Genomic DNA, 22,943 nt, shown 5'->3' on the forward strand with positions numbered 1-22,943 from the left:
TACTTACGAGATGTAATCCTGAGCCTCTTGCACCTCAAAAAGTGGCCGGTGTTGCGCTCGGTTAGAAAGTTCTCGGCTAATCCCTATCCTCTACTCAAGCTAATCCGAGGGTTGTGATAAAAGCCTGACACACGCGGGGATGAACCGTCGCAAAACTGGTTTTGCTGAGCAACGAAAACGTATTCCCCACACACGCGGGGATGAACCGCGTAGTTTTGGGACTGCGCAGCCAAACCATGGCGTATTCCCCACACACGCGGGGATGAACCGAGTTCATCGTTACCTCCTGGGACTTCAACTGTGTATTCCCCACACACGCGGGGATGAACCGTATACCTGGTGGCGGACAGCGCGCCGAAAGCGGTATTCCCCACACACGCGGGGATGAACCGAGGAATTGGCGCAAAACCTCGCTCGCTTAGGGCGTATTCCCCACACACGCGGGGATGAACCGACTAATCCAGCACGTAAAAACTCACTAACCATGTATTCCCCACACACGCGGGGATGAACCGCTGCACTGCGGTGGCCGAGCCAGGGGTGCGTACGTATTCCCCACACACGCGGGGATGAACCGTACGAGACTCGCAAGACCCATGAAGAGGTCACGTATTCCCCACACACGCGGGGATGAACCGATAGTCTGTCATTTTGCAAGATACTAGTTTCCGTATTCCCCACACACGCGGGGATGAACCGCCCAACAAAACAGCAGCCTCAACTTCAACAGGTATTCCCCACACACGCGGGGATGAACCGACATGTCGGCACACCTGGTTGGTAGTAAACGAGTATTCCCCACACACGCGGGGATGAACCGTCTCGGGGGCCAGCCAGTGGATGATGGGCCACGTATTCCCCACACACGCGGGGATGAACCGGAGATAGCCATGACCTATGAGGAATATCAGGCGTATTCCCCACACACGCGGGGATGAACCGTTTCCCCTATGCGCGTGGGGGTGAGTCGGCTCGTATTCCCCACACACGCGGGGATGAACCGGCAGCCCTGCGCGTCCCGCTGAAGGCGCTCGAGTATTCCCCACACACGCGGGGATGAACCGCGCTCAATCGGAATGACACGGGCGATGATTTCGTATTCCCCACACACGCGGGGATGAACCGGTCTACCAGTACGAGACCATGCCGGTTCCCGCGTATTCCCCACACACGCGGGGATGAACCGAGTGTGCTGTTCAGGGCCAGGAAAAGCGCCCACGTATTCCCCACACACGCGGGGATGAACCGTCGTGTTCGAGGTAGTTGAAAATATCGAGCACGTATTCCCCACACACGCGGGGATGAACCGCCGACCCCTACACCTTCGGCGATTTCCTGGTGGTATTCCCCACACACGCGGGGATGAACCGGAGATCGAACAGGCCCTGGGCGAGCGCAGCGCGTATTCCCCACACACGCGGGGATGAACCGATGCGGGTTGGTGTTGTACACCTCCAGCACAAGTATTCCCCACACACGCGGGGATGAACCGGAGGAATGGTTATGGCAAAGAGGGAAAGGACACGTATTCCCCACACACGCGGGGATGAACCGCCGGACGCCGTTGGCGGGGTAGTCTCAGTTTTGTATTCCCCACACACGCGGGGATGAACCGGCCGCCATCCATGACCTGGATGCCCTGATTCGGTATTCCCCACACACGCGGGGATGAACCGCTACAAGCGATTGTTCAGGTTCAGAGGCTGGCGTATTCCCCATACACGCGGGGATGAACCGTCGGCCCGCTTGGCAAAGAAGTTGGCATAGGCGTATTCCCCACACACGCGGGGATGAACCGACCACAATACCCCGCCCCACATCCTGGAACAACGTATTCCCCACACACGCGGGGATGAACCGGGGACAGTTAGTCGAAAAGTGGCATATAAACCGTATTCCCCACACACGCGGGGATGAACCGCGTCGGGCATTACCCAGGGTGGGATGGGGCACGTATTCCCCACACACGCGGGGATGAACCGCGCTTACGCTCTCAAGAGGCTGGACATCGCCGGTATTCCCCACACACGCGGGGATGAACCGGAACCTCGCACCCGTACACGTCCATCAGTCCAGTATTCCCCACACACGCGGGGATGAACCGGTGCCTTTATCTCTGAGTTATAAGTTGGCATCGTATTCCCCACACACGCGGGGATGAACCGAGCTGGCCGTGCTGATTCAGCAAGACCAGTCGTATTCCCCACACACGCGGGGATGAACCGCACTGCACCAAGCATTTTAGAACCTAGACCTGGTATTCCCCACACACGCGGGGATGAACCGGAGCAGTCGGCGTTGCTCGACTCACCCCCACACGTATTCCCCACACACGCGGGGATGAACCAGCGCTGGCAGAAGCTCCACCTGTTCCGGCGGCGTATTCCCCACACACGCGGGGATGAACCAGTTGCAATAAAGCCCATCCAGTTTTTTGACGTTGTATTCCCCACACACGCGGGGATGAACCGGCCGGAGATTCCTACGGCGCTCAGATGCGACAGTATTCCCCACACACGCGGGGATGAACCGACGCCGTTCTTGAGCTACGACTCAAGCGGATTGTATTCCCCACACACGCGGGGATGAACCGACCCAATAGGGCGTGCTGGACTGATAGAGTTGGTATTCCCCACACACGCGGGGATGAACCGCTCCAACCGTGCTGGTTGAGGTACAGGTTCAACGTATTCCCCACACACGCGGGGATGAACCGCCGACGGCCTATGTCATCGTGAGCCGCTCCACGTATTCCCCACACACGCGGGGATGAACCGGAACTGCGCGATGGGTGCTGGTGAGCCGGTGGGGTATTCTCCAAAGCCCGGGGCTCCGGGTCGAGCACATCGAGCTGCGGCGTAAAGTCCACCCGGCGGGCCAGTCCGACAAACGGCTTGCCCCGGATGCCGCGCAGCTCGGGCAGGTTGTGTTGCAGGCTGATGGTGCGGTGAGTCCAGAAACCGGGTAGCCAGTCGCGCATGAGGGCCTCGACCGTGATAGTGGTTCCGTACTCGTCTACCACTGTGTCGTTGCTGGCCCGCACCACCACCACGCCAGGGCGCACCTGCCGGAGTTGCAGCAGGGCGCGGCGTGTGCTGGGTTGGGTGCTGCGGTGCAGAGAAAAATCCCCCTCGAGGTGCCTTGCGGCGTTCCCCAAGGGGGATGTCTAACTAGATTATAGCACAATCAATCTTCGTATGTGGCCAGTTCTTCCGGCGTAGGTGGCTCGAACTTGCGCGGGCCTTTGGAGGAGCTCCGGTATTCACCGCTCCCCAAGCCAGCGTAAATGCGGGCCTCGGTCTCCTCGATGCCCATGCTGCGGAAGCGCTTCAGGCGGCGGGCTGCGACTGCCTGCTTTTCGCGCTTCCTTTCGGTTACCTTAGCCATCCCAGCCTCCTGAAGACTTGCTCGAGTTCGAGCGCGATTGCTTCAAACTCATCATCTGTCCACTGCACAGTATATCCGATTTCAAAACCCGGTTTGTTCTGCCGTGAACCAACCGCTTGGAGTAACCGACGATCCCCGGAGTAAACCGCAATAAATTGGCGGTAGCTGCGAGCAAAGATTTCGTCAGGGCGAAGCAGGTAGGCTACGAAACTTCGATCCACCGGTTTCTGTCCCTCGACGTCGTAGGTGTAAAACGCTCGCCGCAATGACCTAAGATCTTGTATTGCAGTAGTTTGGTTGATTACACTCCACCAACGAGCTAGCGGGCCTTCGCCCATCGAGGCTTTCAAACTTGCGTATTGGTTTTTGTAGAAAGCCTGGTGATCAATCATATGGCCAAATTCCTCGAGAATTGCCAGCAGGGTGGTCTTCCCCGATTCAATCCCAATGTATGCCGGGTCTCCCGTTTTGGGATCCGGGGTGTAGCGGGCGAGTTCATCGGCATCAAGTAGCCGTTGCACCACCGGTACCCGAGGCAATCCCTGAAGGCCGTGAACCCTCGAGGCGATGGCAGCAGCCTCCTCGACCAGCTTAAAGACCTCGTAATCAAGCCCCAGAAGCCCTTTGCGGGGTAAGCGGAGAAAGTTCCGCCAAGGGGAACCTGTTGGCATCCAAGTTTGGCTTCGGGGCTGGGCAGACGGCGCAGGAACATCAAAGCTGTCGCGTGAAGCAGATGCGCTTTCGTTTTCTTGCATAACCCCCACCACCGTACACCGGCAGTTCACCACCTCCCCTGCCAGCGCGCCCAGGCTGCGGTCGCCGGGGTACATTAGCCTCGAGCCCGCCGGGGTGGTGAAGGGCTGCTCGAGGGGCACCGTCACCCCGTCCATGCGGCGGTGGTCGAACCGGCTGACTTATTTAGCAACCCTGACCCAGTTGTTACGGGCGGTGAGCCAGCGCTTGCAAGAAATGCTGTCCTCGAGCAACAGACAACTCAAACGTGCAATATACCAAACCAAAACTGGGGGGCTGAGAAAAGCCCCTTTGTTGGACCGCTACGAGCGTCGAGAAAAGGCCACCCCAAGCCCCGCCAAAACCATTAGCAACCCGGCCACTACCCCATACACCACCACTGGCTCGCTGGCATGGGCTACCCAGATGCCCCCAAAAGCCCACAGCAACACCAGGTTGAAGGGCACATCGCGGCGGCCCCGGGCAAAAACCACCCCGATACCCGCCGCCACCAGCACCAGCAGCAAAGCCCACACCTGCCCGGAGATACCCCAACCATTCCAGTCCAGTTCGATCAGCGTCGTGACGGCATTGGCAACGGTGGCCACGGTGATCCAGCCCAGGTAGATGCTGAAGGGAACTCGAGCCAGCCAGCTTTCGGCAGCCGAAGCGGCAAACTGCCCCACCCCCAACCGCACATACAGCAGCACCAGGGTGATCAGCAGGCCGATCATCATGGCCATGCTGGGCACAATCAGCAAGTAGTGCCAGCACAACAGCCAGGCTACATTGAACCCGCAGGACAGCACGAACAGCCCACGGGTGGCAACCAGCCGGGGGTTGTCTCGCTGGGCGGGCAAGGCCTGGTAGACCGCATAGGCCAGCAGGGCCAGGTAAATCACCCCCCAGATGGCAAACACATAGCCTGCTGGGGTAAAGAAGCTGGGGAAGCTATCGGAAATCTCCCCCGTCTGCCGACCCGCAATGGGCAGAATGTTGGCCAGCGCATTGACCGCAATGGTGGCAAGGATGGCCAGCACCACCAGCCACTGCAGGAGGGGTGCAGCGGAAGGTGCAGGGGAAGAGACCGATTTTTGCATGTCATTACCCTACTCGGTTTGGCCGATGCAGTATGGAGCGCAGCGAAACATCGGCCACAAAACCGAACGCCAGCGACAGGTTTCCATCTTGCGGTATGGTAGAGCCCGGTATGTTTCGCTCCCGCCGCACCCCCCAGGGTGGAGGGGTTTTCCTGGAGATGGACGCCGCCAAGGCCGAGGCCCGCGCCCGGGGCCTGGAGGTAGTAGACCTCTCGATTGGGGCCTCCGACCTGCCACCACCGCCCGAAGCCCTGCAAGCCCTCAAACAGGCGATAGACGACCCCGCCACCTACGGCTACTGCCTCAAGTCCGGCACCCTGCCCTTCCTCGAGGCCGCTACCGAGTGGTACTACCGGCGCTACGGCGTGCCGCTCGAGCCCAGGCGGGAGGCCCTGAGCCTAGTGGGCTCCCAGGAGGGGCTGGCCCACCTGCTCATGGCCATTGCCGACCCCGGCGACGTTTTGCTGATGTGCGATGTGGCCTATCCCTCCTATTTCGGGGCAGCCAGAGTCGCGGGCCTCGAGGCCCACCTGATGCCCCTGGGCCCCGACCTGCTGCCCGACCTGTGGGCGGTGCCGGAGGCGGTGGCCCGGCGGGCCAGGGCCGTGCTGCTCAACTACCCCAACAACCCCACCGCCGCCCTGGCCTCCGAGGATTTTTTTGCGGAGGCGCTAAAGTTCTGCCAGCACTACGACCTGCTGCTCATCCACGACAACCCCTACCTCGACCAGGCCCTGGCACCCACCCCTTCCCCCCTGGCCCTGCCGGGGGGCCGGGAGCGGGTGGTGGAGCTTTTTAGCTTTTCCAAGAGCTACCACCTGGCCGGGTTCCGGCTGGGCTTTGCCCTGGGCAACGCCGAGGCCATCGGGAGCCTGGAAGCCCTCAAGGCCCCCATCGACTTCAACCAGTACCTGGGCATCCAGCGCATGGGCATGGCCGCGCTGAACATCCCCCAGGCGCGTTTGCAGGCCGATGCCCAGACCTGGGCCCGTCGGCGCAGCGCGATGGCAGCGGCGCTGGCCGAGCAGGGCTGGCCGGTTGCGCTGCCCGAGGCCGGCATGTACCTCTGGGCGCGGCTGCCTGACGGCCTGGCCCTGGACGATCTGCAATTTGCCAAGCAGCTCGTCGCCCAGACCGGCGTGGCGCTCTCGCCGGGGCGGGCCTTTGGGCCGGGCGGGGTAGGCTATGTGCGTTTTGCGCTGGTACAGCCCGAGGCAGTGCTGCGCCAGAGTGCCGAGAAGATAGGGGCCTTTGTTCGCCAAATAATACGAAACTAGCCTGAACCCCTTTCCTTCTCCCCTTGCGGGAGAAGGTGGCGAGACCCCGCCAGTAGTTGAGGAGAGGAGAGGTCACTTACTGCATCTGGGGTTTCGCCGGATGAGGGGGTTGGAAATGCCTCTCTATGACAACTACCCAGCCCGCAGGCCCTCGCGTACCCCCAGCAGTTGCAAGGCGGCTTCCTCGGGGGTGAGGTCGCCGTGGGCTACCCTGGCAATCAGGTCGTGGCCTTCGCGGGTCTTGCGGCGGCCCCACTCCTGGATCACACTCTCGATTTCAAAGCGGGCCCGCTCGAGCCGGTCGGCCTCGAGCAGGTGGTGCTCGCTTAAGTGCTGATAATGCTTCTCCAGCACTTCGAAAACCTCGGGAACGCCTTCGGCTTTGGGGGCTACGGCGGTCAGGACGGGCGGCTTCCAGCCTGCGGGGCGCGGGGCGGCCAGCTCGAGGGTGGTTTTGAGCTCCTGCACAATGCGCTCCCCCCCCGGCAGGTCGAACTTGTTGACCACGAACACATCGGCAATCTCCATCACCCCAGCCTTGAAGGCCTGCACAGCATCGCCCGCAGCAGGGGTCAGAACGAGCACGGTAGTATCGGCCACACGGGCAATGTCCACTTCGCTCTGCCCCACCCCCACCGTCTCCACGAAGATGCGGTCAAAGCCAAAGGCTTCCAGCAGGGCCAGGGTGGCCACCGTAGCGCCTGCCAGCCCCCCCAGAGCCCCCCGGCTGGCCAGGGAACGAATGTAGACTTTTTTGTCCTGATGATGGCGCATCATGCGGATGCGGTCGCCCAGAATGGCCCCCCCGGTAAAGGGGCTGCTGGGGTCTACGGCCAGCACCGCCACCCGCTCGTCTCGCTTGCGGGCCTCCTCAATCAGCCGGTCGGTAAGGGTGCTTTTGCCCGCCCCAGGGCTGCCGGTGAGGCCCACCACCCTGGCATGGCCGCGCCCGCGCAATTGCCGCAGCAGGGCCTGCCCTTCGGGATAGCCCGACTCCACCAGGGTGATGGCCCGTGCCAAAGCCCGCATGTCCTGGGCTAGAAAACGCTCGTAGAGGTTCATGGAGTCAGTGTATCGCGGTTCGGCGGGTTTTTTGCCATGCGCTGGCGAATCGGGACTGTAAAGCCCTCGGTTCAGAACGTGCGGCCATTCTTTGCAGGCGCTTCTCTGCTGTAGAAGTCACGGTGTCATTTCCAGGCCTGACCGATGAGGAATCTGACACGGTGGTGATGAAAGGGTTGGGCGCACGCTTCGCCTACAATGCTAGGGGTAAGTCGGCTGGGCGAAGTGCATGGAGAATTCTCGAGGGAACCGCAGCTCATGTATCAGGGTCAAGGTGCTTTGGGCTTTCGGCCTCAAGCCCTACATGACCTCAAAAATCCCCTCGATCTCCACGCTGCTGTTGAAGGGCAACTGGGCCATGCCCACCGCCGAGCGGGCGTGCTTGCCCCGCTCGCCAAACACCTCGAGCAGCAAGTCCGAGGCGCCGTTGATGACCTTGGGCTGCTCCTCGAAGTCGGGCATGGAGTTGACCATGCCCAGTAGCTTGACCACCCGGCTGACCCTGTCCAGGTCGCCCACCGCGTCCTTCAGCACCGCCAGCAGGCGAATGGCAACCTCGCGGGCGGCGTGGTAGCCCTGCTCGGTGCTGACCTCGCGGCCCAGCTTGCCCTTGAGGCTCGAGACCTGGCCCGAAACGAAGACCAGGTGGCCGCTTTTCACCCAGGGCACAAAGCTGAACATGGGGGGCTTGACCTCGGGTAGCACGATGCCGAGCTGTTCCAGGCGCTGCTCAATTTTCATCGGAACTCCTTCAAGGAATCGCGGTAGCCAGGCCCTTGCCTGACCTGCGCTCAGGGCTGCACAAAGACCGGAACCTGGGCATGGTTCAGAATCCAGCGGGTTACCGAACCAAAGAAGCCCCCGGCCCGGCTACGCCCCACAAACAGGGCATCGGCCTGGTGCTCGTGGGCGAAGCCCAGCAGGGCAGCCGCTGGCGACTGGCCGGTTGAGAGCACCTTGGCCTCGAGGCGGCCTTCCAGGGCCAGCGGCCAGGTGCGGATGGCCTGGTTGAGCGGCTCGAGTTCGTGGGCATCCCCCACGTGTAGCACGGTAATTTTGCCGCCGCCGGCCTCGGCGATCTGGTGGGCCAGCCGCAGCACCCGCTCGGCGCCGGGGGTGGGGCCATACCCCACCACCAGGTGGGCGAGTCCCCGTATTTCAGCCTCGCCAGGTACGGCTGCCACCGGACGGGGGCTCTGGGCCACCACCCGCTCGGTGGTGGTGCCCAGCAGCCGGTCGGCCAGGCTGTCCTCGCCGTGGGTGCCCATCACCACCAGGTCGTGGTCGGCGGCGTGGCGGAGGATTACCGGAATGGGTTTGCGCGACTCGAGGATGGTCTGGGCCCCGGCGTCCAGGGCTTCCAACTGCCGGGCCATGAGCACCGACCAGGCTTGCTCGGCCTCGTCAAAGATTTTTTCGGTCTGGGTGTCGAAAAAGTGGGCGGCGCTGGCGTAGCGGGGTTCGGCCGCATGCAGGATGGTGAGCGAGCCCCCGGTCAGGTCGCGCAGCATCTGCGCCAGCTTCAGGGCTTTCTGCGAAGCCGGGGAAAAATCGGTGGGGTGGAGGATTTTCATATTGGACGCTACAGCAGGGCGATGCAGGCCACCTCTACCTTCACATCGCGGGGCAGACGGGCTACCTGGACGGTGGCGCGGGCCGGGAAGGGTTCGCGCACGTACTCGGCATAAACCTTGTTGAACACCGGGAAATCGTTCATGTCGGCCAGGTAGCAGGTGGTCTGTACCACTTTGTCATAGGAGCTACCGGCGGCCTCGAGCACCGCCCCCAGGTTCTTCATCACCTGATGGGTCTGGGCCTCCACATCGCCCGCAACCAGCTCGCCTGCCGGGGTCAGGGGAATCTGGCCGGAGCAAAACACCATGCCGCCTGCCACGATGGCTTGGCTGTAAGGGCCGATGGCTTTGGGAGCGTGTTCGGTCTGGACTGGTTTCTGGCTCATACCCACAGCTTATACCAAGCCCGCTCAATGGCTGATAGCTCGAGAACCAGGTGCCCAATTTGGCGGGAACTTTGCCTTCAGCTTTGGGCCCTTCAAAGGCTGCTTGATAAGCGCAAGCTGTACAAACCAGCACCCGTTCAGAAACCCTGGGTGGCCTGGCGGGCCGGGACGGGCTCCTGGACGAGGGTGGTTTTGGGCGGCCTGACCTCCAGGCCCAGGTAGGCCAGAGGAGCGTTGGACTCGAGGTCGGCAGCCATGATCAGATAATCCACTTCCTCCAGTGTCCACAGGTGTATGCCCTGGGCTCTGGCAAGCTCCCGAAACCACGGGCGGTATTGTCCGTTGAGGGCAATGAGGATAACCCCCCCGGCGCGATGGGTTTGCTGGGCAGTCAGTACAGTTTGCAGGGCGTCTGGGTGGGCGGGGGCCTGGGCTTCTGCGTGGAACAGATAACGCACCCCGGTAGGCGACTGGGCCAGGGCATAGCTCTGGTCGGGGGTTAGCGAGGCAACCCAGTGAGGGCACCGGTTCAGCAAACCGGCCACGTAGCGCAGTAGACCTTTGATATTGGCGCTTGGCGCTGCATCCGAAGTGTGCATAGGCATCCTTTGGCCTATCATGCTAGAACTTGGCTGTGGTCGCAAGTGAAGCTTGCCCTCATATACAGCTTATAAACCTTTTGGGACTGTTTTCATGATTTTCTCAAAAAAGCCGGGGTGTGTAGATTCCAAGCAAACCCAGGAGGCCAGGTAAAAGGGCGGACGCTTTCTAGAAAGCGAATCGCCATATGGGCAACACAGAAAGCAACTCAACCCCCCAACCTGTTCAACCCCTAAAACCCAACACAACTCAGAACTACCTCGAGGCCGCTGACCGTGTTCACCGGTGCTGGCAAGCTGTGCAGGAAGCTCTCCTGACTTCCGACACCACCACCCTTGAGGCACGTCTAGGCGCTTTTAGCCAGGCCCGCAAAGACCTGGCTGAAGCCCGCGCCGCCATGCTTCAGGATGCTGCCCGCTGGGTAAGGGCCATGTTTCGCACCTGGAAGGGGGTGCGCCATGGATAAGGCCGAACTGGCCTACCAGATCTGGTTGGCCCAGCTCGCGGTGTACCGGTCGCGGTTGCAGGTGCTCGAGTTGTTTCTGCTCACCGAGCGCCTTGAGGTTTCCCTTCAAGCCAGCCGGCGGGAGGTTAGCCATGCATAGCCTCACACCGGATTACGTGACTGGTCTTCTCAAGGGCCTGGGTTTGGAGCGCGTGCTAGGGATTGCTGGGAGGCCGTCATGACTGAACGCTCACCCTACGCCCAGCAAGACGAGCTTTTCCGCGAACTGCTTATACGTGTGCGTTACTGCACCCAGCACCCAGGGGTGAAATTCCTGGCCCTGATTCGCAAGCGCCACCAAGGCTCCATCATCTGGCTTTGCACTTCAACCAGCAAGGCACCCCAGTTTGCCGATGTCTGGGGCACTGGCGAAAGTCCCCTCGAGGCCCTACTCGACCTGGCCGAACTTTTAGGCGTGACGCTGCCAGAGCTGAGCGTGGAGGCCCCACAATGACCCCGAAGCAGTTTATTCGTAGCCAGCTTCGCCTTGTGGGTGTTTCCGACGCCGCATACGACAACGAGCGTCGGGCCTGGAAAGGTACTGTTAACGGTCAATTTCATCGTGTGCCGGGCGATCACATGCTAGATGCTGCACTCAACTTTGCCCGGAAGTTGGGCTTGACCGTTGATCTCTCGCCCTTGGCCTATGCTCCAATCAAGGGAATTCACTTTACATCTGAAGTTGCGGCTATAAAAAATAAACCGCGTCCAGCACGCAAAAAACGAGGCTCTGTAAACCCCGCTGAGGGCCCTCGAGCGAGAGCCCTGGGGGTAGACACTGGGGCACATAAAGGGGGTGGGCGCAAATGATCCCCACCTCCCCCTCTTATACCCAGCTGAAACAGGACTACCTGCATAATCCACCCAAAGCCCGCAAAGATTTTCATTACTACCTCAACCAGATAGCCGGCGAGGCAAGACGTATCCACAAGCTGGGCAAACAACCCTATGAGCTTTACAAGCACCTCCTCGAGGCTGCCCTGCTCTGGGTAGGTCATAAACGCCTTTCCACGTTGCCCAAGCAGGTTACCATCCATGCACCCCTCGAGCAGGTTGCCTTGGACTTCTGGGCCCACCGCCACACCATCAAGAACTGGCTACGCCCGCTGGTTGAGGCTGGCCTAGTGGTCTATCGCCCACAAAAAGTCACCGCCTGGAACCGCACCTGCCACACCGGGACGGTCTGGTTCATCAGTCTGGATCCCACCCATAAAGCCAAGCTGGTCTGGAGCGACATGAAGCACACCTTCCGCAACCTGGAGCAGGACAAAGCCAACGGAAAGCTGTCCTACACGGTGATTCGACATACAAAAGAAAGTGGACAGTTAAGATCTGATGCAGGTCTCCTTAATTGGGCTATCCCCTCCACATCTATTCAACCCGAGAATAATCTGTATGTCGAAAACCCGTCCAGCACGGTAGAAACACTGTTTGAAGTGGAGTTTGCGTCCCGCAAAGAGGTGGGCGAGGTGGTGGAGCGGGCGGCCAAGGCCATCTTGGTAGCCCTGGGGGATGACCCCCGGCGATTTGGGGGCTGGGCCTGGATACTCTGGCAAGCTCGCCGGCTGGCTGATGTGGGTCAAAGCATTTTTGCCCGTCTGTACGAGCAAATCCGACGAGGGATGGATGCCCGAGAGCGTGGACGATTAGACAACCCCGCCGCCTACACCCGGCACTTGATGGAAGAGTCGGGACTGCTGGACATGCTCCGGCTAGCCCCAGTCCGGCGGGTGGCCTACCTCGGGAGGCGAGCATGACCCGCGAACAACTCAAGCAAGCCTGGTACATGATTGGCCAAATACGCATTGGCTTGCGTCTGTACGTTGGTCTAAAGCCCCACACGAGTACCCGCCACCGCATTCGCAGCGGCTACCGGTTGGCCCTATCCAACGCTCGTCGGCTGGTGGCTTTACTGGAGCAGCTCGAGCCTCACGAAACGCTTGATTAAAACGCCTTTTAGCAAGCGAGGGATTTATGGGCAACAGAAAAGGACGCAAACCCGGCACCCGGCTTCGCCACCAGGTGGTGCTGTACCCCATCCTTGAGAGTCTGTACTTGGCTGGCTACAGCACCTGGGCGGCCTGGCGCATTGTACGCGAGCAAGGGCATACCTGCTCCCGGCAGACCGTCTGGAAGCGTTGGCAGGAGTTCAAGGCCAAGCACCCTGAAGCACTGCTGCAATACGGAAGGAAGGGAAAATCATGATCGTTTTGGGTTTACTCTGGCTTTTCATTATCGTGTTACTGTCTATTTTTCCTGAACACCAGTGGTTGCAAACGGTGCTGCTCACGGTGGCTGCTATAGCCATTGCCCTGTGGATAGCCATTGCGCTGGCAGCGTTGAGGCGGTGAATGCGCTACTACATCGAACAGCTTTTGCTGGATGGCCCATTAGACCTGGACACCCTGGCCAAGCGATTGCAGGTTTCTACAAACGAAATGAGTGCGGAGCTGGCAAGCCTGCAAGCCGAAGGCTTCCTCTACCTGCGTTCGGATGATCGCTGGAGTCTATACTCCCCTCACTGGAAAGATGCCATTCTTGAGAAGATTACCCGGCGGGATATTTTCATAGACGATGTAGACCAGGTTATTCGCAGTTCAAAAAGTTTTAGGCAGCTGGTCAGGTATGTGGTTGTTCGAGGCAAAAAATACGCCCGGTACCAATACGTCGGCATGATTCAAGGCTCGCGGCTGATCCAAGTTTTCGTAGACCACCCCCAGTTTGGACAAGAGGCTCCCAGCGTTGGGGTTTCGGCGTATAATGCAGAGGAGCAGGAAAAGCGATGGTACAGGCAAAGAAATCGCGGAAAACCATAACTGACCCGAATCAGCTTCGGGAACGGTTTGCCTCTCATGAGCAGGCCTCTGAGTACCTGGATAGCGTTTATATTCCCCTCGGGGTGGGAGAGGGCCCGGTGGAGCCCAACAAGCCCATGAAAGGGCCCAGAAGCCCTCGAGGTAACCGGCCTAAACGCTGAACGTTACCAAAATAATCACCAGGCGTAACGTCTGGTGTAATTTTGTTCATTTACCACCACATTTCGGGTAGTTTTTATTACACTGTGGTCAACTTTGTTTGTGGAGGTTGACTTTTGGAAACTGTTGAAGCTACACCTATCTCCCGCACCCGCCAAAAAGCCGCATATGACCGCTCCCTTGCCCACCGCCTGGGCCTGCGGGCCTGCGCCAAGCGTCAATCACTAAGCCCCGCTGAGATCGAGCACCGGCAAATACTCGAGGTCATCACCGGCTCCCGTGAGGCCGCCGAATACCTGGCCCACGAGTTCCCCACCCTCTACGCACTGGCCCAGTTCGGCAGTCGATACGGATTCAAGCGGCTGGAGTTTTGCCCTGGGGTCAGCTATGCCGCTATAGGCAAGCTCGAGGTCTGGCTCGAGTCGCAAGGGCGAGTAGGAATACAACTCACCGTAGACCTACTCGACCAGCTGAGTAAGCGGATCACTCCAGACACCACCCCGGAACAGCTAAAAGCGCTCTTGGAGCAAGCCAAAAGTTATCTGACCCAGGAAGCTGAATCAAAATAGCAACTCAGTCAAAACGTTGCACGGCATGATGGTTTGACCGAACCGCTAACGTTACTTGCACAAGCAGGTTGCAGGTGCAGGTTGGTTATTTTTGGCAAGCAGCCGCTTGATTTATTGGCATGATGGGCTCGAGGAGGGTATTACGTGGCATCGCAGCCTGCTTATAAACCATCTAGTGGCGGTTATTTGCCTTACATGTTTCAGTTTGGAAAACAGCTTGTCCAAGCGCAGATTGATGATGGTTGGCTGTTTCTAATTTCTAAAACCAAGAGTGGGGAGTTACACCTGTACCGTGTGGATCTTGGTAAGGTCTGCACCATAGGCATTAGGATTATTCCTGGAAAGCTTCAGTACTGGTATGTCATCGCCGCATTTTTTTTATCGGCTGCATACTACAACGTTGATCCTCTATCTAACATGTTCGGCCTAGACCTTAGAATCCCAGGAGCCGTTATCATAGCGGCCCTGGGGGTGGCAGCTATGCTCATGATGGTTCCCCCTGGCAACACCGTTCTGCGCCTCACCACCGAATCGGGCGAGATCATAGACCTGGATGGAGTAGACCGCGAAATGGAAGAACTGGAGGGCTACCTGTGGAAAGCCATTCAAAGCCAGAGGGGTTTTTTATAAGTTGAACGGAGGTCGAGTCAATGAAAAAAATGCTGGCCACTACATTGTTTTTGCTGGGCATTGCAACCGCGCAAGGGTACACTCTGTGCGAAAAGTTCGAGGTAACCTTAAGTTCGATACCTATAGTAAAAGCCCATCCCTACCCAGGACGTGTGCTGATTGAACCATCAAATAACACATACCGTATTGGAGTACCCTGGCAAAGAGTGCCCGGCTACGCAGTAGAGCGACTCGAGATTATTCCAACTCGAGGGCGCGATGTGGGCCAACCTTTCGCATATACCAATCAAATCTGGTGCTATGATCCCCAGGTAAAGTTTGCAGAGTATGACGGAAAGCTTTTCTGGATCACCATACCCCGCTGGATGCTCAACGGTGGCTGCTACGAAGCGTTGATCTACCGCTTTGGCCCAGGCCGCGAGTCTCTGGAGCGCAGACAGTACAGTTTTTGCTTCAATCCATGACCGTATTTTTTTAGCATAAAACTTCCTGTTGTAGTTAACCCACAACCGGTCAAAACTGTGCGTATTGCAGATTTGTCTATTTTACGTTCAGCACAGCACAATCTGAATATTCACCCAGCTGGGTGTTGGCCAAGGCCTTCACTGGATTGCCAGCACGGTAGCATTTTGGTCAGAACCTAACCGGGGCAAGCGGTCGTGGGTTACAAAAGCATCAAACTCGCTTCAGGACTGAATACCGACCGAACTGTATTTGCAACTTGTGTAAGCAACCTGCACCCACAAATCGCCTTAGATTTTCAAGCCCCCAGGCTCTAGCGTGGGGGCCATGTCGTTGAACCAGCGACTAGTTCGCATCGGTCAAAACGAAAACATTGGTGAGGGCGAACGCCTGTTCAAACTTACCGCGCAAAACCAGCTAACCAGCAAGTTGCTGGAACGGTTGGCCAACAGCTTTGGCCTGTGGGATACGGCGGTGATACCCCTAATCGAGCGCACTCTTTCACGCAATGGCTACAAAGTTACGTTGCAACGCACCAACTTTGTAGTGTCCAACAGCAAGCGCGTCTTCCGTACCCGGAAGTGGTTTGAAAAAGGCGCTTTATACTTTTGGGCCACCGTGAGGAAGGTCTAATGGCACCTGTTGTGGTTATGCAGTGGATCGCCGCCGCCCTGGTGGCCAAGTTCGCGGCGCCTTATTTCGGCATCAACTTGGATGTGTTTAGGCCCCCGGCTCCCCAGCCGGGCCAACCCGCACACCCAATAACCAATACTTCCCTGCCACCTGATAGCCGGCCTACAAGCGGCAGCACGGTACGCGACTTTGTGAATCAACCGGTGAGCGTGCTGGGTGTTGCGGCTATCACCTTTGCAAGTGTCTTTTTGGTGGCCCAGCTCAGAGCCGCAGGGCGTGATGCCGCCAACTCCCTAAAGGAAACCACATCAGCCCTCTCTAACCCGGAAGGAGCGGTGAAGGTGAAATGAAGCGCAACGCCCAAGGCCGCATAGACCTTTCCCTGGACGGGCTGGTTACCCCTAACAAACCCCTTGCTTCCCAACCGGCAGTCATTGAGGCCAACCGGGAAGTTTCTCGGGTGGCGGAGCCTATCGCCGCCACCCGTTTTGAAGGGCTCGACCCGTTTACGCTCAGCCTGATTGAACAAAACCCCATCGTACCCAGGGTTGAGCCCAGACCCAAACCTTCAGAACCTGCCAAAACGCTAGTACAACCCGACCAGGCCAGACCCGAACCCCAGAAAGGCTCTGGCTCGCTGGATGGCCTGTTCATGATGCTGGGGGCTGCCTTGGCCACCGGCGCAGGTGGGCTGGCCCTGGCCAAAACCAAACCAGCCCAGGGCCCGGCTATGCCGGCACCACAGGCATCTGTTAGCCCTGCTCCCGCATTTCACATCCCCACCCGGTAGGAGACGTATGGAACCCGATACCCTGACCCATGAAACCCAAACCGGCGCTGGAGAGATGCTTCAGCCCGAGTTTGACCCCGAGTTCCTCCAAAGCATCGAGGACGCCCGGCAGATGTCGCTGGAAGATGCCATAGCCGGCGACGGGCCAGAAACTACCAACCCCAAACCCGTACCCAAAGCAAACCCCGAGATTACCCCCAAACTGGCCCGCATCACTGCCTTCTTGATGGGCTTTGACCTTTCGCCGGCGGTGCGCGAACAGTTCGTTCGGGACATCGAGCAAAACGAGCTGATCATCTTCTTGCTAAACGAAATCCTGGACTTCCCTGGGGCCTTTGCCGCCATGGGCGGCCAGGGTATGCAAAACCTCCCACCGGCGGTGCGCTTCTTTGCGGGCCTGGCCGTGCTGGGTGGGGTGGCCTTCATGACCAAAGGTGCCTATGTCCAAGCCGACCGACAGCTACCGCCCGGCGACCTTGCGGGCGCTACCATCCCAGGCGTCGAGTTCAAACCGGAAAACCTCAGCACTCCCACCCCTCCTGCTAATGCTGGGCCTGGTGGGCCTCGGCTTGTTGACGATTTCCTATCCAGCTTTGCGAAAGAAGCCAGCTAGTCCCCCTGTGTCGAGCCGCTTTATGTACTACCCGATAAATCCTCGCCGCTCACGACCTGATGTGAGATACCTGGATCCCAACTACTTCCTTGGCGTCAAGGGTGCGGGAGGGCGTTGGTTAGTACCACCGGGTCACTGGCACACTGGCATTGACCTTAACCACCCCGCAGGCGGTGATGCCGATCTAGGTCAACCAGTGCACGCCGTTGAAGCGGGCACAGTAGTGTTTGCGGGTCTTCTTCCAGGCAAAGCCTGGGGCAACGGCGTTGTTATCCAACATGGCACCTATTTTGCACGCTACATGCACCTACGCGATGTGCTAGTCACGGTTGGACAGCTGGTAGGAGCTGGCCAGCGAATCGGGACAGTAGGTAAAGGCTACAACAACAGCATGTTGGCCCATCTGCACTTTGACATCCTGGTAAAGCGTCCTCCGCGCCGATCTGACGGTACCACTGACTGGGGTTTCTGGCCGGGTGGTGACTTAATGGCAGTGAAGGAATACTTCACCGATCCAATGGCCTTTTTTGCCGCAAACAGGATGCAAGAACCCCCGGCATGGAGGCACACATGACGGCAACCTCAACTACCCAGAACATCACCACCGCCATGCTCGAGAACCATGCCAAGCGGGTGGCAAGGGCCCGTCAGATTTTTGACCAACTGGGGGGCACCATCGAGCCCTTCGGGCCCGGCCAGGTCTACATTCGCTTCAAAGGGCATGACCGGGTGGGAAGCGAGCACATGCTGCCCTGGCACATCATGCAACTCGTTGAACGCTACATCTGGAAGGGGGAGCTATGAGCCGCCAGGCCTTCAACATGTTCATCACCGGTGCCTCGGGCTCAGGCAAGACCACCTATTTGCACGAGGTTATCCGGGCCGGTAAAAATCGCTGCCTGTTTGACGTGTGCATCAACACCTCGAGGCAGCTCTCTGAGTTCTACACGCACCGCTACTACCTGGGGCATGAACAGCTTTCCCGGCGCTATGACCCCGCCAAGCTAGCCGATTTGATCCGGGCCCAGCGCTCCATCCATTTCGAGGTAGCGCCCGGCGACGGGGTGTACGAGTTCATGAACAGCTTGGGCCAAGCCTGCATGAGCCTGGGGCAGTTCGAGACCCGCTACGGCCTGGTGCGTATCACGGTAGACGAGGCGCAAAACTTTCTGCCTAAGCACAACATGCCCCCCGGCATGAAGAGGGTAGAGGCGGAAGGGCGCAAATACGGTGTAGACATTATCAAAGTGACGCCGGTGTTTGGCAGCACCGGCGACGACACAGTAGATTCCGCTGCTTACAAGCAGGCCACCCGCATAGCTATCTTCCCCATGGGTGAGCAGCGGCAGCGCGAGCGCGTGATGCAGACCTGGCCGGAAATCCCCGACCCCGGCACGTTCAAATACCCCAATCCCCAGACCAAACGACCCGGCGAGTACGCAGTGTATGACCGGCTCACCGGTCGCGGCGTGGTCGCACGGCTAGCTCCCGATGGCAGCCGCTACCTGGAAAAGATTGGGGCCTGGAGGCAAGCATGAGTGATCTGAAGCAAACCGGCAATGAAGTCATTCGCACCATCAAAAACCCACGCATCCAGGTGGCTGCGCTGGGGGCCACGGTGGGCATCGTGGGCACCGCCCTGGGCCAGAAGGCCCTGTTTACCCAGTATCGAGACATCTTCGGCTGGGAAACCGAAAACGGGGTCTTCCGCCAGGTAGACCCGCTGACCGGCAGGCCTACCCGTGACGTGGTGCCCGAGGTATCCCGCATGTTCAACCTGCGCCGGCAAGCCGCGCGGTTTGGGCTGGCCCTGCTGGCCCTGGGCTCGCTGGCCCTGGTCAAGGGCGATAGCCCCGCCGCCGAAGGGGTGCGTATGGGCCTGATTGCCTCAGCCGGTACCCTACTGGCCCACGGCATTCAGGACAACGTGCAAGCTCTCAACCCGTAAGCAATAAGCAAGGAGGAAACAAGCATGGCAAAGAAAACCGTAATCAGCAGCGAATCTGGCAGCCTGGTGGCGCTGACCGCCAACGTGGTGGCCGCCAACGTGCCCACCCCCATCTTCACCTTCACGGTGCCGCGTGGGGCCGAGTTCGTCATCCCCAACCAGTTCCAGGGCAAGGGCGGCAAAACCACCGGCTTTGACCTGAAGCTCGACCTGAACAAGACCAGCGGCCAGCGCATCAGTGGCAGCTCGAAAATCGAGATCTCGGTGATGGGCCCTGGCTGGGAGGCGCCCAAGCGCTACCGCACCCTGCCCTTCAGCATCTGGCGGGACGTGACCCTCAACCAGCAAAAGAGTGCCGAATACGTAGACCAAATTGCCGGTCAGGTAGACCTGAACGTGGGCCCTGGATTGGTGCTGATGCAGGACTACAAGTTCATCATCAGCGTTCAGGGCCCCGACCAGGTGGACTGGACTAAGAGCTATGTGGAGTTCGGCACGCTGGAGGGCAAGCCGGGTGAGTTCTCGGGGGTGCGCTAATGAGCAGCCTGCCCTACGAGATTGTGGGCACCCCTCGCACCCGGGCCCTCACGGCCCAGAGCTTTGAGCCTGGCAATCAGGTGCTGGGCCTGATGTCCACCGTGGCCAAGATGGAAGTGCCCCGTAACATCGCCATGGTGTTGCGTAAGGGCGCTCCCCTCCAGGCCTACATCAAGGCGGTATATGAAACCCAAGGGGCCCTGACCATTTCCGGTGGTAACGTGGTCATTGACCTGGGTGCCCAGGGCATCCGGCTGGTGCAGAGCCAGCGGCAAAACCCCAGCTTCCCCACCATCGAGCACCTCGACATCAAGGGCGAGCTGTCGGATGACAACGGTGCAACCTGGACCGAAACCAACGTGGTCTCGGTCAACTGGCAGACCGGGGTGGTGAACCTCCAACTCTCGATTGTGCCTGGAGCTAACAAGGCCCGCGTCTTCTACCTGCCCGGCGACGGCGAGCTTCAGATTGCCGCTGAGGTGCCTATGGGCAGCGACGGCAGCAGCGCGGTGTTTTTCAACACCAGCCTGCGTTCGCTGCACAGCGCTGACCAAACCAACCGGCTGACCGCGCCCACCTTGGGTACGGCCAAAGATGTATTTCTGGCCCCTGAGTTCATTTTGGCCATCCGGGTGCGCTCCAACAGCCGGATTTACTGGGGCAACGACGCCGAGAACATCTTCAACCTGCCGGTGATTGACACCCCCATCCGGGTGCTGGATGGCCCGATGCTTTCGCGCCTGGCCGAGCAGCAACTAAAGGGATAGGAGGATCGCGTGGATCTGGTTGGCCCTATTGTGAACATTGTGGACGGGCTGGTGAACCGCGACCTGCGGATGCAGCAGGCCGAGGCCGCCGAGGCCCAGGCCAGGCTGCAACAGGAGCAGCTCAAGCAACAGGCCGAGCTGGCCCGCCTCGAGGCTCAGAAAATGCAAACCATCTTGCTGTACGGGGTGGCCGGACTGGGCATTCTCACGGCGGGCTATATCGCCTTCAAGTATTTGGGGAAATGAGATGACGACCGGGCAGAAGGTGTTGATCGGGGGCGTGGCCGTGCTGGCCCTGGCCGGCGGGGCCTACGCCCTCCACCGCCGCCGCAGTGCCAAGCCAAGCCCGGTGGTCACGGTTCAGACCGGTGTAACCAATGCACAGGTGCGCTACAAGCCGGTCTGGCTTGACCTGAACCACCTGGAAGCCGGCGACAGCTTCCGGTACCACGGGACGGTGGTGGTATGACAACCGGTCAGACCGTGTTTATTACCCTGGGTTCGGTGGCCGTGCTGGCTGCCCTAGCTGGTGGAGGATATTACCTCTACCGCCGGGGGCAGCAGCCGATTATTGCCGAAGGCCGGCCCACCCCGCCAAACCTGACTGCACCAGTGCAGGCAGTGCGCCCAGCTCTGCCCTCTCCCAGCGACCCCACCCCACCCATCAACCCCAACGCCACCCCGGCAGATGTGCTGGCCGAAATCCAGCGACAGCAGGCCCTGGAAGCCGAACGCCAGCGACAGGCTGAAATCCGGGCCTTCATTGACCGCATCGCGGCAGTGGAAAACCTCCAGATGCTCAAGCTGGCCGATATAGACGCCATCGAGCGTAACCCCGTGCCGCTGGAGACATTTGAACAGGAATACTTCAACAACGCCTACCAAAGTGGCCGATACCAGAGCCTGGTAAACGCCTGCCGCGACGCGGTTTGGAGCAACTGTGGAGGCCGGGGATTCCTGGGCCTGGGCCGCTGCCCGGATGACAACTGGCCCGGCTGTGACCAGAAAGCCAGCGTGCTGAACGGCTACTTCAAGGGCGCCTGGAACAACCAGACCGACCGCAACCCCTACCGGGTACTGGCCGACGAGGCCGGGCCCTACGCGCAACAGCGCCTGGCCCAGTGGAAGGCAGACCAAAAGCGGCCCCACGAGGCCAAGCTAGTCGAGCTCGAAATCCAGTACCGGGGCATGATAAGCGAACTCAAAACCCGCTACGGGGTGGACTACACCCCCCAAGCAGCCAATGCCTATGCCGGCCACGAGCGGGCCAGCCAACTGCTGGCCAGCGGCAACTACAACGCGGTGCAGCCCTACGCCGTGGCCTGACGAAAGGAAGTGAACATGAGCGAAAAAACCCTTCTCTGGATTCTGGGCGGTGTGCTCCTGGGAGCCGCAGGCTACCTGGGGTACACCTACTTCCAGTCCACCAAGCCCGACCCGTTGCCGGCAGGAAATGCCGGTGCACCCCAGCTGGTGCCTGGATACCAGGACTACCGAAACACCGAACGCACGATCCCGGTCGGCGTGGATGCTCCCCTCACCCCTGAAGAACAAGAAGTGCTGAACATGTGGACGATTCCCACCCCGGAGAACTAACATGCCGTTCGACCTTCAAGCGTTGCTTGTAGCCGTGCTTCACAGCACGGTAGACACCCTCTTCACCTTTGCCAACGGGGCCATTCCGGCTCTGCTAGTGGCCTGGCTGACCGATACCGTGCTCCGGCTGGTGCCCTTCCTGCGGCCCTTCCGGGAAAACATCAAGCAGTACATCCTGGCCCGGATCGAGGAACTGCGCCTCAAGCGAGCCGAAAACGCGGTGCTGGCAGCAGGCCAAAAATACAAAGCCGATTTGCAGCAGATGACCCAGGAATACAAAAGTACACCCCCACCGGCAGCCATTGAGGCCCTCAAAGCTGAACGGCTGGCCGAAGCCATGCACCTGGCCAGCCGGATTGCTGGTCCGAACGACGCGCGACTGCTGGTGGAAGCGGCCCTTGCCAAACTGAAGCAACAGGGGGTGAACCCATGAGCGAAAGCTTCAAACAGGGGTTTGCCTTCACCGCCGGGGCAGCGGTTTTTGTGGCGGCCCTGGTGCTGGTAGGCAAACTGCTATCCCGAAACAAGACCGAGCCAAGCGGGTGCGGTTGTGGAGGAAAGTGAGGAGAAGAAGATGCTAGGCTACCTGGACTTGCTGGTAAAGGCGCTCGAGCGCATTGGCGCCCTGGCCCTGGTAGCCTACATCTTGATCATCTGGATGCCCGAGCAAAACCGCAAGATTGACCAGGTATCCATTGCCCAGGCCAAACAGGCGGTGGTGCTCGAGCGCGTCGTCGAAGTACTCGACCGCATTGATCGCGGCATCGGGAGGCCCTGATGTTTCCAAACCTGAATGAGCT

Annotated in this window: 37 protein-coding genes and 1 CRISPR repeat array; of the genes, 29 read left to right on the plus strand and 8 right to left on the minus strand. The window is 59.6% G+C overall.

Going from position 1 to position 22,943, the window contains the following annotated elements; genetic code table 11:
- Positions 1 to 118: 118 nt before the first annotated feature.
- A CRISPR array of direct repeats spans positions 119 to 2,777; the repeat unit is 29 nt; unit sequence GTATTCCCCACACACGCGGGGATGAACCG.
- Positions 2,778 to 2,797: 20 nt separating this feature from the next.
- Positions 2,798 to 2,968 (plus strand): hypothetical protein, encoded by a 171-nt coding sequence (locus J3L12_RS13970; protein ID WP_208015669.1) that lies wholly within the window; start codon positions 2,798 to 2,800, stop codon positions 2,966 to 2,968.
- Positions 2,969 to 3,186: 218 nt separating this feature from the next.
- On the opposite strand, the gene J3L12_RS13975 is transcribed toward J3L12_RS13970, so the two are convergent.
- From J3L12_RS13975 to J3L12_RS13985, 3 genes are all read right to left on the minus strand, one after another.
- The gene (locus J3L12_RS13975) at positions 3,187 to 3,387 is read right to left on the minus strand and encodes a hypothetical protein (RefSeq protein ID WP_208015670.1); all 201 of its coding nucleotides are present in this window, start codon (positions 3,385 to 3,387) and stop codon (positions 3,187 to 3,189) included.
- Positions 3,375 to 4,142 carry a hypothetical protein gene (locus J3L12_RS13980; protein ID WP_208015671.1) on the minus strand — a complete coding sequence of 256 codons (768 nt, stop codon included), beginning with the start codon at positions 4,140 to 4,142 and terminating at the stop codon, positions 3,375 to 3,377. The genes J3L12_RS13975 and J3L12_RS13980 overlap by 13 nt, the downstream gene beginning before the upstream one ends.
- A 300-nt stretch (positions 4,143 to 4,442) precedes the next feature.
- A complete protein-coding gene (locus J3L12_RS13985; RefSeq protein ID WP_208015672.1) occupies positions 4,443 to 5,219 on the minus strand; it encodes a TspO/MBR family protein in 777 nt (258 codons plus the stop codon).
- A gap of 110 nt (positions 5,220 to 5,329) precedes the next feature.
- Between J3L12_RS13985 and J3L12_RS13990 the strand changes: the two genes are divergently transcribed.
- Positions 5,330 to 6,496: an aminotransferase class I/II-fold pyridoxal phosphate-dependent enzyme gene (locus J3L12_RS13990; RefSeq protein ID WP_208015673.1), complete on the plus strand. Its 1,167-nt coding sequence runs from the start codon at positions 5,330 to 5,332 to the stop codon at positions 6,494 to 6,496.
- 132 nt (positions 6,497 to 6,628) lie between these two features.
- Here J3L12_RS13990 and meaB read toward each other — a convergent pair whose 3' ends face one another.
- From meaB to J3L12_RS14015, 5 genes are all read right to left on the minus strand, one after another.
- Positions 6,629 to 7,558, minus strand: a complete 930-nt coding sequence (meaB, locus tag J3L12_RS13995) for a methylmalonyl Co-A mutase-associated GTPase MeaB (protein WP_208015674.1) — start codon at positions 7,556 to 7,558, stop codon at positions 6,629 to 6,631.
- 300 nt (positions 7,559 to 7,858) lie between these two features.
- Positions 7,859 to 8,299 (minus strand): RidA family protein, encoded by a 441-nt coding sequence (locus J3L12_RS14000; protein ID WP_208015675.1) that lies wholly within the window; start codon positions 8,297 to 8,299, stop codon positions 7,859 to 7,861.
- A gap of 50 nt (positions 8,300 to 8,349) precedes the next feature.
- Positions 8,350 to 9,132, minus strand: a complete 783-nt coding sequence (locus J3L12_RS14005) for a universal stress protein (RefSeq protein ID WP_208015676.1) — start codon at positions 9,130 to 9,132, stop codon at positions 8,350 to 8,352.
- Positions 9,133 to 9,140: 8 nt separating this feature from the next.
- Positions 9,141 to 9,518: a RidA family protein gene (locus J3L12_RS14010; protein WP_208015677.1), complete on the minus strand. Its 378-nt coding sequence runs from the start codon at positions 9,516 to 9,518 to the stop codon at positions 9,141 to 9,143.
- A gap of 137 nt (positions 9,519 to 9,655) precedes the next feature.
- A complete protein-coding gene (locus J3L12_RS14015; RefSeq protein WP_208015678.1) occupies positions 9,656 to 10,117 on the minus strand; it encodes a hypothetical protein in 462 nt (153 codons plus the stop codon).
- Between the two features lie 299 nt (positions 10,118 to 10,416).
- On the opposite strand from J3L12_RS14015, the gene J3L12_RS14020 reads away from it, so the two are divergent.
- The 27 genes from J3L12_RS14020 (at position 10,417) to J3L12_RS14150 (ending at position 22,921) form a co-directional block, all read left to right on the plus strand.
- Positions 10,417 to 10,584, plus strand: a complete 168-nt coding sequence (locus J3L12_RS14020; RefSeq protein WP_208015679.1) for a hypothetical protein — start codon at positions 10,417 to 10,419, stop codon at positions 10,582 to 10,584.
- Positions 10,577 to 10,723, plus strand: a complete 147-nt coding sequence (locus J3L12_RS14025; RefSeq protein WP_208015680.1) for a hypothetical protein — start codon at positions 10,577 to 10,579, stop codon at positions 10,721 to 10,723. The genes J3L12_RS14020 and J3L12_RS14025 overlap by 8 nt, the downstream gene beginning before the upstream one ends.
- A gap of 78 nt (positions 10,724 to 10,801) precedes the next feature.
- On the plus strand, positions 10,802 to 11,077 hold the full coding sequence (locus tag J3L12_RS14030; protein WP_208015681.1) for a hypothetical protein: 276 nt from the start codon (positions 10,802 to 10,804) through the stop codon (positions 11,075 to 11,077).
- 352 nt (positions 11,078 to 11,429) lie between these two features.
- A complete protein-coding gene (locus J3L12_RS14035) occupies positions 11,430 to 12,380 on the plus strand; it encodes a hypothetical protein (RefSeq protein ID WP_208015682.1) in 951 nt (316 codons plus the stop codon).
- Positions 12,377 to 12,571, plus strand: a complete 195-nt coding sequence (locus tag J3L12_RS14040; protein ID WP_208015683.1) for a hypothetical protein — start codon at positions 12,377 to 12,379, stop codon at positions 12,569 to 12,571. The genes J3L12_RS14035 and J3L12_RS14040 overlap by 4 nt, the downstream gene beginning before the upstream one ends.
- 26 nt (positions 12,572 to 12,597) lie before the next feature.
- Positions 12,598 to 12,828, plus strand: a complete 231-nt coding sequence (locus J3L12_RS14045; protein WP_208015684.1) for a hypothetical protein — start codon at positions 12,598 to 12,600, stop codon at positions 12,826 to 12,828.
- Positions 12,825 to 12,974 (plus strand): hypothetical protein, encoded by a 150-nt coding sequence (locus J3L12_RS14050; RefSeq protein WP_208015685.1) that lies wholly within the window; start codon positions 12,825 to 12,827, stop codon positions 12,972 to 12,974. The genes J3L12_RS14045 and J3L12_RS14050 overlap by 4 nt, the downstream gene beginning before the upstream one ends.
- Positions 12,975 to 13,439: a hypothetical protein gene (locus J3L12_RS14055; RefSeq protein ID WP_208015686.1), complete on the plus strand. Its 465-nt coding sequence runs from the start codon at positions 12,975 to 12,977 to the stop codon at positions 13,437 to 13,439. It begins immediately after the preceding gene.
- Between the two features lie 275 nt (positions 13,440 to 13,714).
- Entirely contained in the window at positions 13,715 to 14,167 is a 453-nt protein-coding gene (locus J3L12_RS16795) for a hypothetical protein (protein ID WP_243455266.1), read from the plus strand.
- 144 nt (positions 14,168 to 14,311) lie between these two features.
- On the plus strand, positions 14,312 to 14,797 hold the full coding sequence (locus J3L12_RS14065; RefSeq protein WP_208015687.1) for a hypothetical protein: 486 nt from the start codon (positions 14,312 to 14,314) through the stop codon (positions 14,795 to 14,797).
- A gap of 20 nt (positions 14,798 to 14,817) precedes the next feature.
- Positions 14,818 to 15,261, plus strand: a complete 444-nt coding sequence (locus J3L12_RS14070; RefSeq protein ID WP_208015688.1) for a hypothetical protein — start codon at positions 14,818 to 14,820, stop codon at positions 15,259 to 15,261.
- Positions 15,262 to 15,586: 325 nt separating this feature from the next.
- Positions 15,587 to 15,892, plus strand: coding sequence for a hypothetical protein (locus tag J3L12_RS14075; protein WP_208015689.1), 306 nt, complete (start codon positions 15,587 to 15,589; stop codon positions 15,890 to 15,892).
- Complete coding sequence (locus J3L12_RS14080) at positions 15,892 to 16,242, plus strand: hypothetical protein (RefSeq protein WP_208015690.1); 351 nt, start codon at positions 15,892 to 15,894, stop codon at positions 16,240 to 16,242. The genes J3L12_RS14075 and J3L12_RS14080 overlap by 1 nt, the downstream gene beginning before the upstream one ends.
- Positions 16,239 to 16,682 (plus strand): hypothetical protein, encoded by a 444-nt coding sequence (locus J3L12_RS14085; RefSeq protein WP_208015691.1) that lies wholly within the window; start codon positions 16,239 to 16,241, stop codon positions 16,680 to 16,682. The genes J3L12_RS14080 and J3L12_RS14085 overlap by 4 nt, the downstream gene beginning before the upstream one ends.
- 7 nt (positions 16,683 to 16,689) lie before the next feature.
- A complete protein-coding gene (locus tag J3L12_RS14090; protein WP_208015692.1) occupies positions 16,690 to 17,295 on the plus strand; it encodes a hypothetical protein in 606 nt (201 codons plus the stop codon).
- A gap of 570 nt (positions 17,296 to 17,865) precedes the next feature.
- A complete protein-coding gene (locus J3L12_RS14100; protein WP_208015694.1) occupies positions 17,866 to 18,099 on the plus strand; it encodes a hypothetical protein in 234 nt (77 codons plus the stop codon).
- Complete coding sequence (locus J3L12_RS14105; RefSeq protein ID WP_208015695.1) at positions 18,096 to 18,833, plus strand: hypothetical protein; 738 nt, start codon at positions 18,096 to 18,098, stop codon at positions 18,831 to 18,833. The genes J3L12_RS14100 and J3L12_RS14105 overlap by 4 nt, the downstream gene beginning before the upstream one ends.
- Positions 18,830 to 19,243, plus strand: coding sequence for a hypothetical protein (locus tag J3L12_RS14110; RefSeq protein ID WP_208015696.1), 414 nt, complete (start codon positions 18,830 to 18,832; stop codon positions 19,241 to 19,243). Before J3L12_RS14105 ends, J3L12_RS14110 begins: the two co-directional genes overlap by 4 nt.
- A 24-nt stretch (positions 19,244 to 19,267) precedes the next feature.
- Complete coding sequence (locus tag J3L12_RS14115) at positions 19,268 to 19,780, plus strand: hypothetical protein (protein ID WP_208015697.1); 513 nt, start codon at positions 19,268 to 19,270, stop codon at positions 19,778 to 19,780.
- Positions 19,780 to 20,547, plus strand: coding sequence for a hypothetical protein (locus tag J3L12_RS14120; protein WP_208015698.1), 768 nt, complete (start codon positions 19,780 to 19,782; stop codon positions 20,545 to 20,547). The genes J3L12_RS14115 and J3L12_RS14120 overlap by 1 nt, the downstream gene beginning before the upstream one ends.
- A 9-nt stretch (positions 20,548 to 20,556) precedes the next feature.
- Positions 20,557 to 20,793 (plus strand): hypothetical protein, encoded by a 237-nt coding sequence (locus J3L12_RS14125; protein WP_208015699.1) that lies wholly within the window; start codon positions 20,557 to 20,559, stop codon positions 20,791 to 20,793.
- 1 nt (position 20,794) lies between these two features.
- Positions 20,795 to 21,016 carry a hypothetical protein gene (locus J3L12_RS14130; RefSeq protein ID WP_208015700.1) on the plus strand — a complete coding sequence of 74 codons (222 nt, stop codon included), beginning with the start codon at positions 20,795 to 20,797 and terminating at the stop codon, positions 21,014 to 21,016.
- On the plus strand, positions 21,013 to 21,873 hold the full coding sequence (locus J3L12_RS14135) for a hypothetical protein (RefSeq protein WP_208015701.1): 861 nt from the start codon (positions 21,013 to 21,015) through the stop codon (positions 21,871 to 21,873). The genes J3L12_RS14130 and J3L12_RS14135 overlap by 4 nt, the downstream gene beginning before the upstream one ends.
- Before the next feature lie 15 nt (positions 21,874 to 21,888).
- The gene (locus tag J3L12_RS14140) at positions 21,889 to 22,143 is read left to right on the plus strand and encodes a hypothetical protein (protein ID WP_208015702.1); all 255 of its coding nucleotides are present in this window, start codon (positions 21,889 to 21,891) and stop codon (positions 22,141 to 22,143) included.
- Between the two features lies 1 nt (position 22,144).
- A complete protein-coding gene (locus tag J3L12_RS14145; RefSeq protein WP_208015703.1) occupies positions 22,145 to 22,576 on the plus strand; it encodes a hypothetical protein in 432 nt (143 codons plus the stop codon).
- A complete protein-coding gene (locus J3L12_RS16995) occupies positions 22,573 to 22,707 on the plus strand; it encodes a hypothetical protein (protein WP_279381141.1) in 135 nt (44 codons plus the stop codon). The genes J3L12_RS14145 and J3L12_RS16995 overlap by 4 nt, the downstream gene beginning before the upstream one ends.
- 10 nt (positions 22,708 to 22,717) lie before the next feature.
- A complete protein-coding gene (locus tag J3L12_RS14150; protein ID WP_208015704.1) occupies positions 22,718 to 22,921 on the plus strand; it encodes a hypothetical protein in 204 nt (67 codons plus the stop codon).
- Positions 22,922 to 22,943 lie beyond the last annotated feature (22 nt).

It is taken from the genome of Meiothermus sp. CFH 77666 (genome assembly GCF_017497985.1).
GTDB lineage: Bacteria > Deinococcota > Deinococci > Deinococcales > Thermaceae > Meiothermus.

Excerpts from the sequence above, each read along its gene's own strand:
- J3L12_RS14080 (WP_208015690.1), top strand. The coding sequence starts at position 15,892 with ATGGCACCTGTTGTGGTTATGCAGTGGATCGCCGCCGCCCTGGTGGCC.
- J3L12_RS14045 (WP_208015684.1), top strand. The coding sequence starts at position 12,598 with ATGGGCAACAGAAAAGGACGCAAACCCGGCACCCGGCTTCGCCACCAG.
- J3L12_RS14090 (WP_208015692.1), top strand. The coding sequence starts at position 16,690 with ATGGAACCCGATACCCTGACCCATGAAACCCAAACCGGCGCTGGAGAG.
- J3L12_RS14015 (WP_208015678.1), bottom strand. The coding sequence starts at position 10,117 with ATGCACACTTCGGATGCAGCGCCAAGCGCCAATATCAAAGGTCTACTG.
- J3L12_RS14030 (WP_208015681.1), top strand. The coding sequence starts at position 10,802 with ATGACTGAACGCTCACCCTACGCCCAGCAAGACGAGCTTTTCCGCGAA.
- J3L12_RS14070 (WP_208015688.1), top strand. The coding sequence starts at position 14,818 with ATGAAAAAAATGCTGGCCACTACATTGTTTTTGCTGGGCATTGCAACC.
- J3L12_RS14135 (WP_208015701.1), top strand. The coding sequence starts at position 21,013 with ATGACAACCGGTCAGACCGTGTTTATTACCCTGGGTTCGGTGGCCGTG.
- J3L12_RS14025 (WP_208015680.1), top strand. The coding sequence starts at position 10,577 with ATGGATAAGGCCGAACTGGCCTACCAGATCTGGTTGGCCCAGCTCGCG.
- J3L12_RS13990 (WP_208015673.1), top strand. The coding sequence starts at position 5,330 with ATGTTTCGCTCCCGCCGCACCCCCCAGGGTGGAGGGGTTTTCCTGGAG.
- J3L12_RS14085 (WP_208015691.1), top strand. The coding sequence starts at position 16,239 with ATGAAGCGCAACGCCCAAGGCCGCATAGACCTTTCCCTGGACGGGCTG.
- J3L12_RS14100 (WP_208015694.1), top strand. The coding sequence starts at position 17,866 with ATGACGGCAACCTCAACTACCCAGAACATCACCACCGCCATGCTCGAG.
- J3L12_RS14115 (WP_208015697.1), top strand. The coding sequence starts at position 19,268 with ATGGCAAAGAAAACCGTAATCAGCAGCGAATCTGGCAGCCTGGTGGCG.
- J3L12_RS14050 (WP_208015685.1), top strand. The coding sequence starts at position 12,825 with ATGATCGTTTTGGGTTTACTCTGGCTTTTCATTATCGTGTTACTGTCT.
- meaB (WP_208015674.1), bottom strand. The coding sequence starts at position 7,558 with ATGAACCTCTACGAGCGTTTTCTAGCCCAGGACATGCGGGCTTTGGCA.
- J3L12_RS14040 (WP_208015683.1), top strand. The coding sequence starts at position 12,377 with ATGACCCGCGAACAACTCAAGCAAGCCTGGTACATGATTGGCCAAATA.
- J3L12_RS13980 (WP_208015671.1), bottom strand. The coding sequence starts at position 4,142 with ATGCAAGAAAACGAAAGCGCATCTGCTTCACGCGACAGCTTTGATGTT.
- J3L12_RS14005 (WP_208015676.1), bottom strand. The coding sequence starts at position 9,132 with ATGAAAATCCTCCACCCCACCGATTTTTCCCCGGCTTCGCAGAAAGCC.
- J3L12_RS14140 (WP_208015702.1), top strand. The coding sequence starts at position 21,889 with ATGAGCGAAAAAACCCTTCTCTGGATTCTGGGCGGTGTGCTCCTGGGA.
- J3L12_RS13985 (WP_208015672.1), bottom strand. The coding sequence starts at position 5,219 with ATGCAAAAATCGGTCTCTTCCCCTGCACCTTCCGCTGCACCCCTCCTG.
- J3L12_RS14105 (WP_208015695.1), top strand. The coding sequence starts at position 18,096 with ATGAGCCGCCAGGCCTTCAACATGTTCATCACCGGTGCCTCGGGCTCA.
- J3L12_RS14120 (WP_208015698.1), top strand. The coding sequence starts at position 19,780 with ATGAGCAGCCTGCCCTACGAGATTGTGGGCACCCCTCGCACCCGGGCC.
- J3L12_RS14145 (WP_208015703.1), top strand. The coding sequence starts at position 22,145 with ATGCCGTTCGACCTTCAAGCGTTGCTTGTAGCCGTGCTTCACAGCACG.
- J3L12_RS14130 (WP_208015700.1), top strand. The coding sequence starts at position 20,795 with ATGACGACCGGGCAGAAGGTGTTGATCGGGGGCGTGGCCGTGCTGGCC.
- J3L12_RS14010 (WP_208015677.1), bottom strand. The coding sequence starts at position 9,518 with ATGAGCCAGAAACCAGTCCAGACCGAACACGCTCCCAAAGCCATCGGC.
- J3L12_RS14150 (WP_208015704.1), top strand. The coding sequence starts at position 22,718 with ATGCTAGGCTACCTGGACTTGCTGGTAAAGGCGCTCGAGCGCATTGGC.
- J3L12_RS13975 (WP_208015670.1), bottom strand. The coding sequence starts at position 3,387 with ATGGCTAAGGTAACCGAAAGGAAGCGCGAAAAGCAGGCAGTCGCAGCC.
- J3L12_RS14035 (WP_208015682.1), top strand. The coding sequence starts at position 11,430 with ATGATCCCCACCTCCCCCTCTTATACCCAGCTGAAACAGGACTACCTG.
- J3L12_RS14110 (WP_208015696.1), top strand. The coding sequence starts at position 18,830 with ATGAGTGATCTGAAGCAAACCGGCAATGAAGTCATTCGCACCATCAAA.
- J3L12_RS14055 (WP_208015686.1), top strand. The coding sequence starts at position 12,975 with ATGCGCTACTACATCGAACAGCTTTTGCTGGATGGCCCATTAGACCTG.
- J3L12_RS14000 (WP_208015675.1), bottom strand. The coding sequence starts at position 8,299 with ATGAAAATTGAGCAGCGCCTGGAACAGCTCGGCATCGTGCTACCCGAG.
- J3L12_RS14075 (WP_208015689.1), top strand. The coding sequence starts at position 15,587 with ATGTCGTTGAACCAGCGACTAGTTCGCATCGGTCAAAACGAAAACATT.
- J3L12_RS16995 (WP_279381141.1), top strand. The coding sequence starts at position 22,573 with ATGAGCGAAAGCTTCAAACAGGGGTTTGCCTTCACCGCCGGGGCAGCG.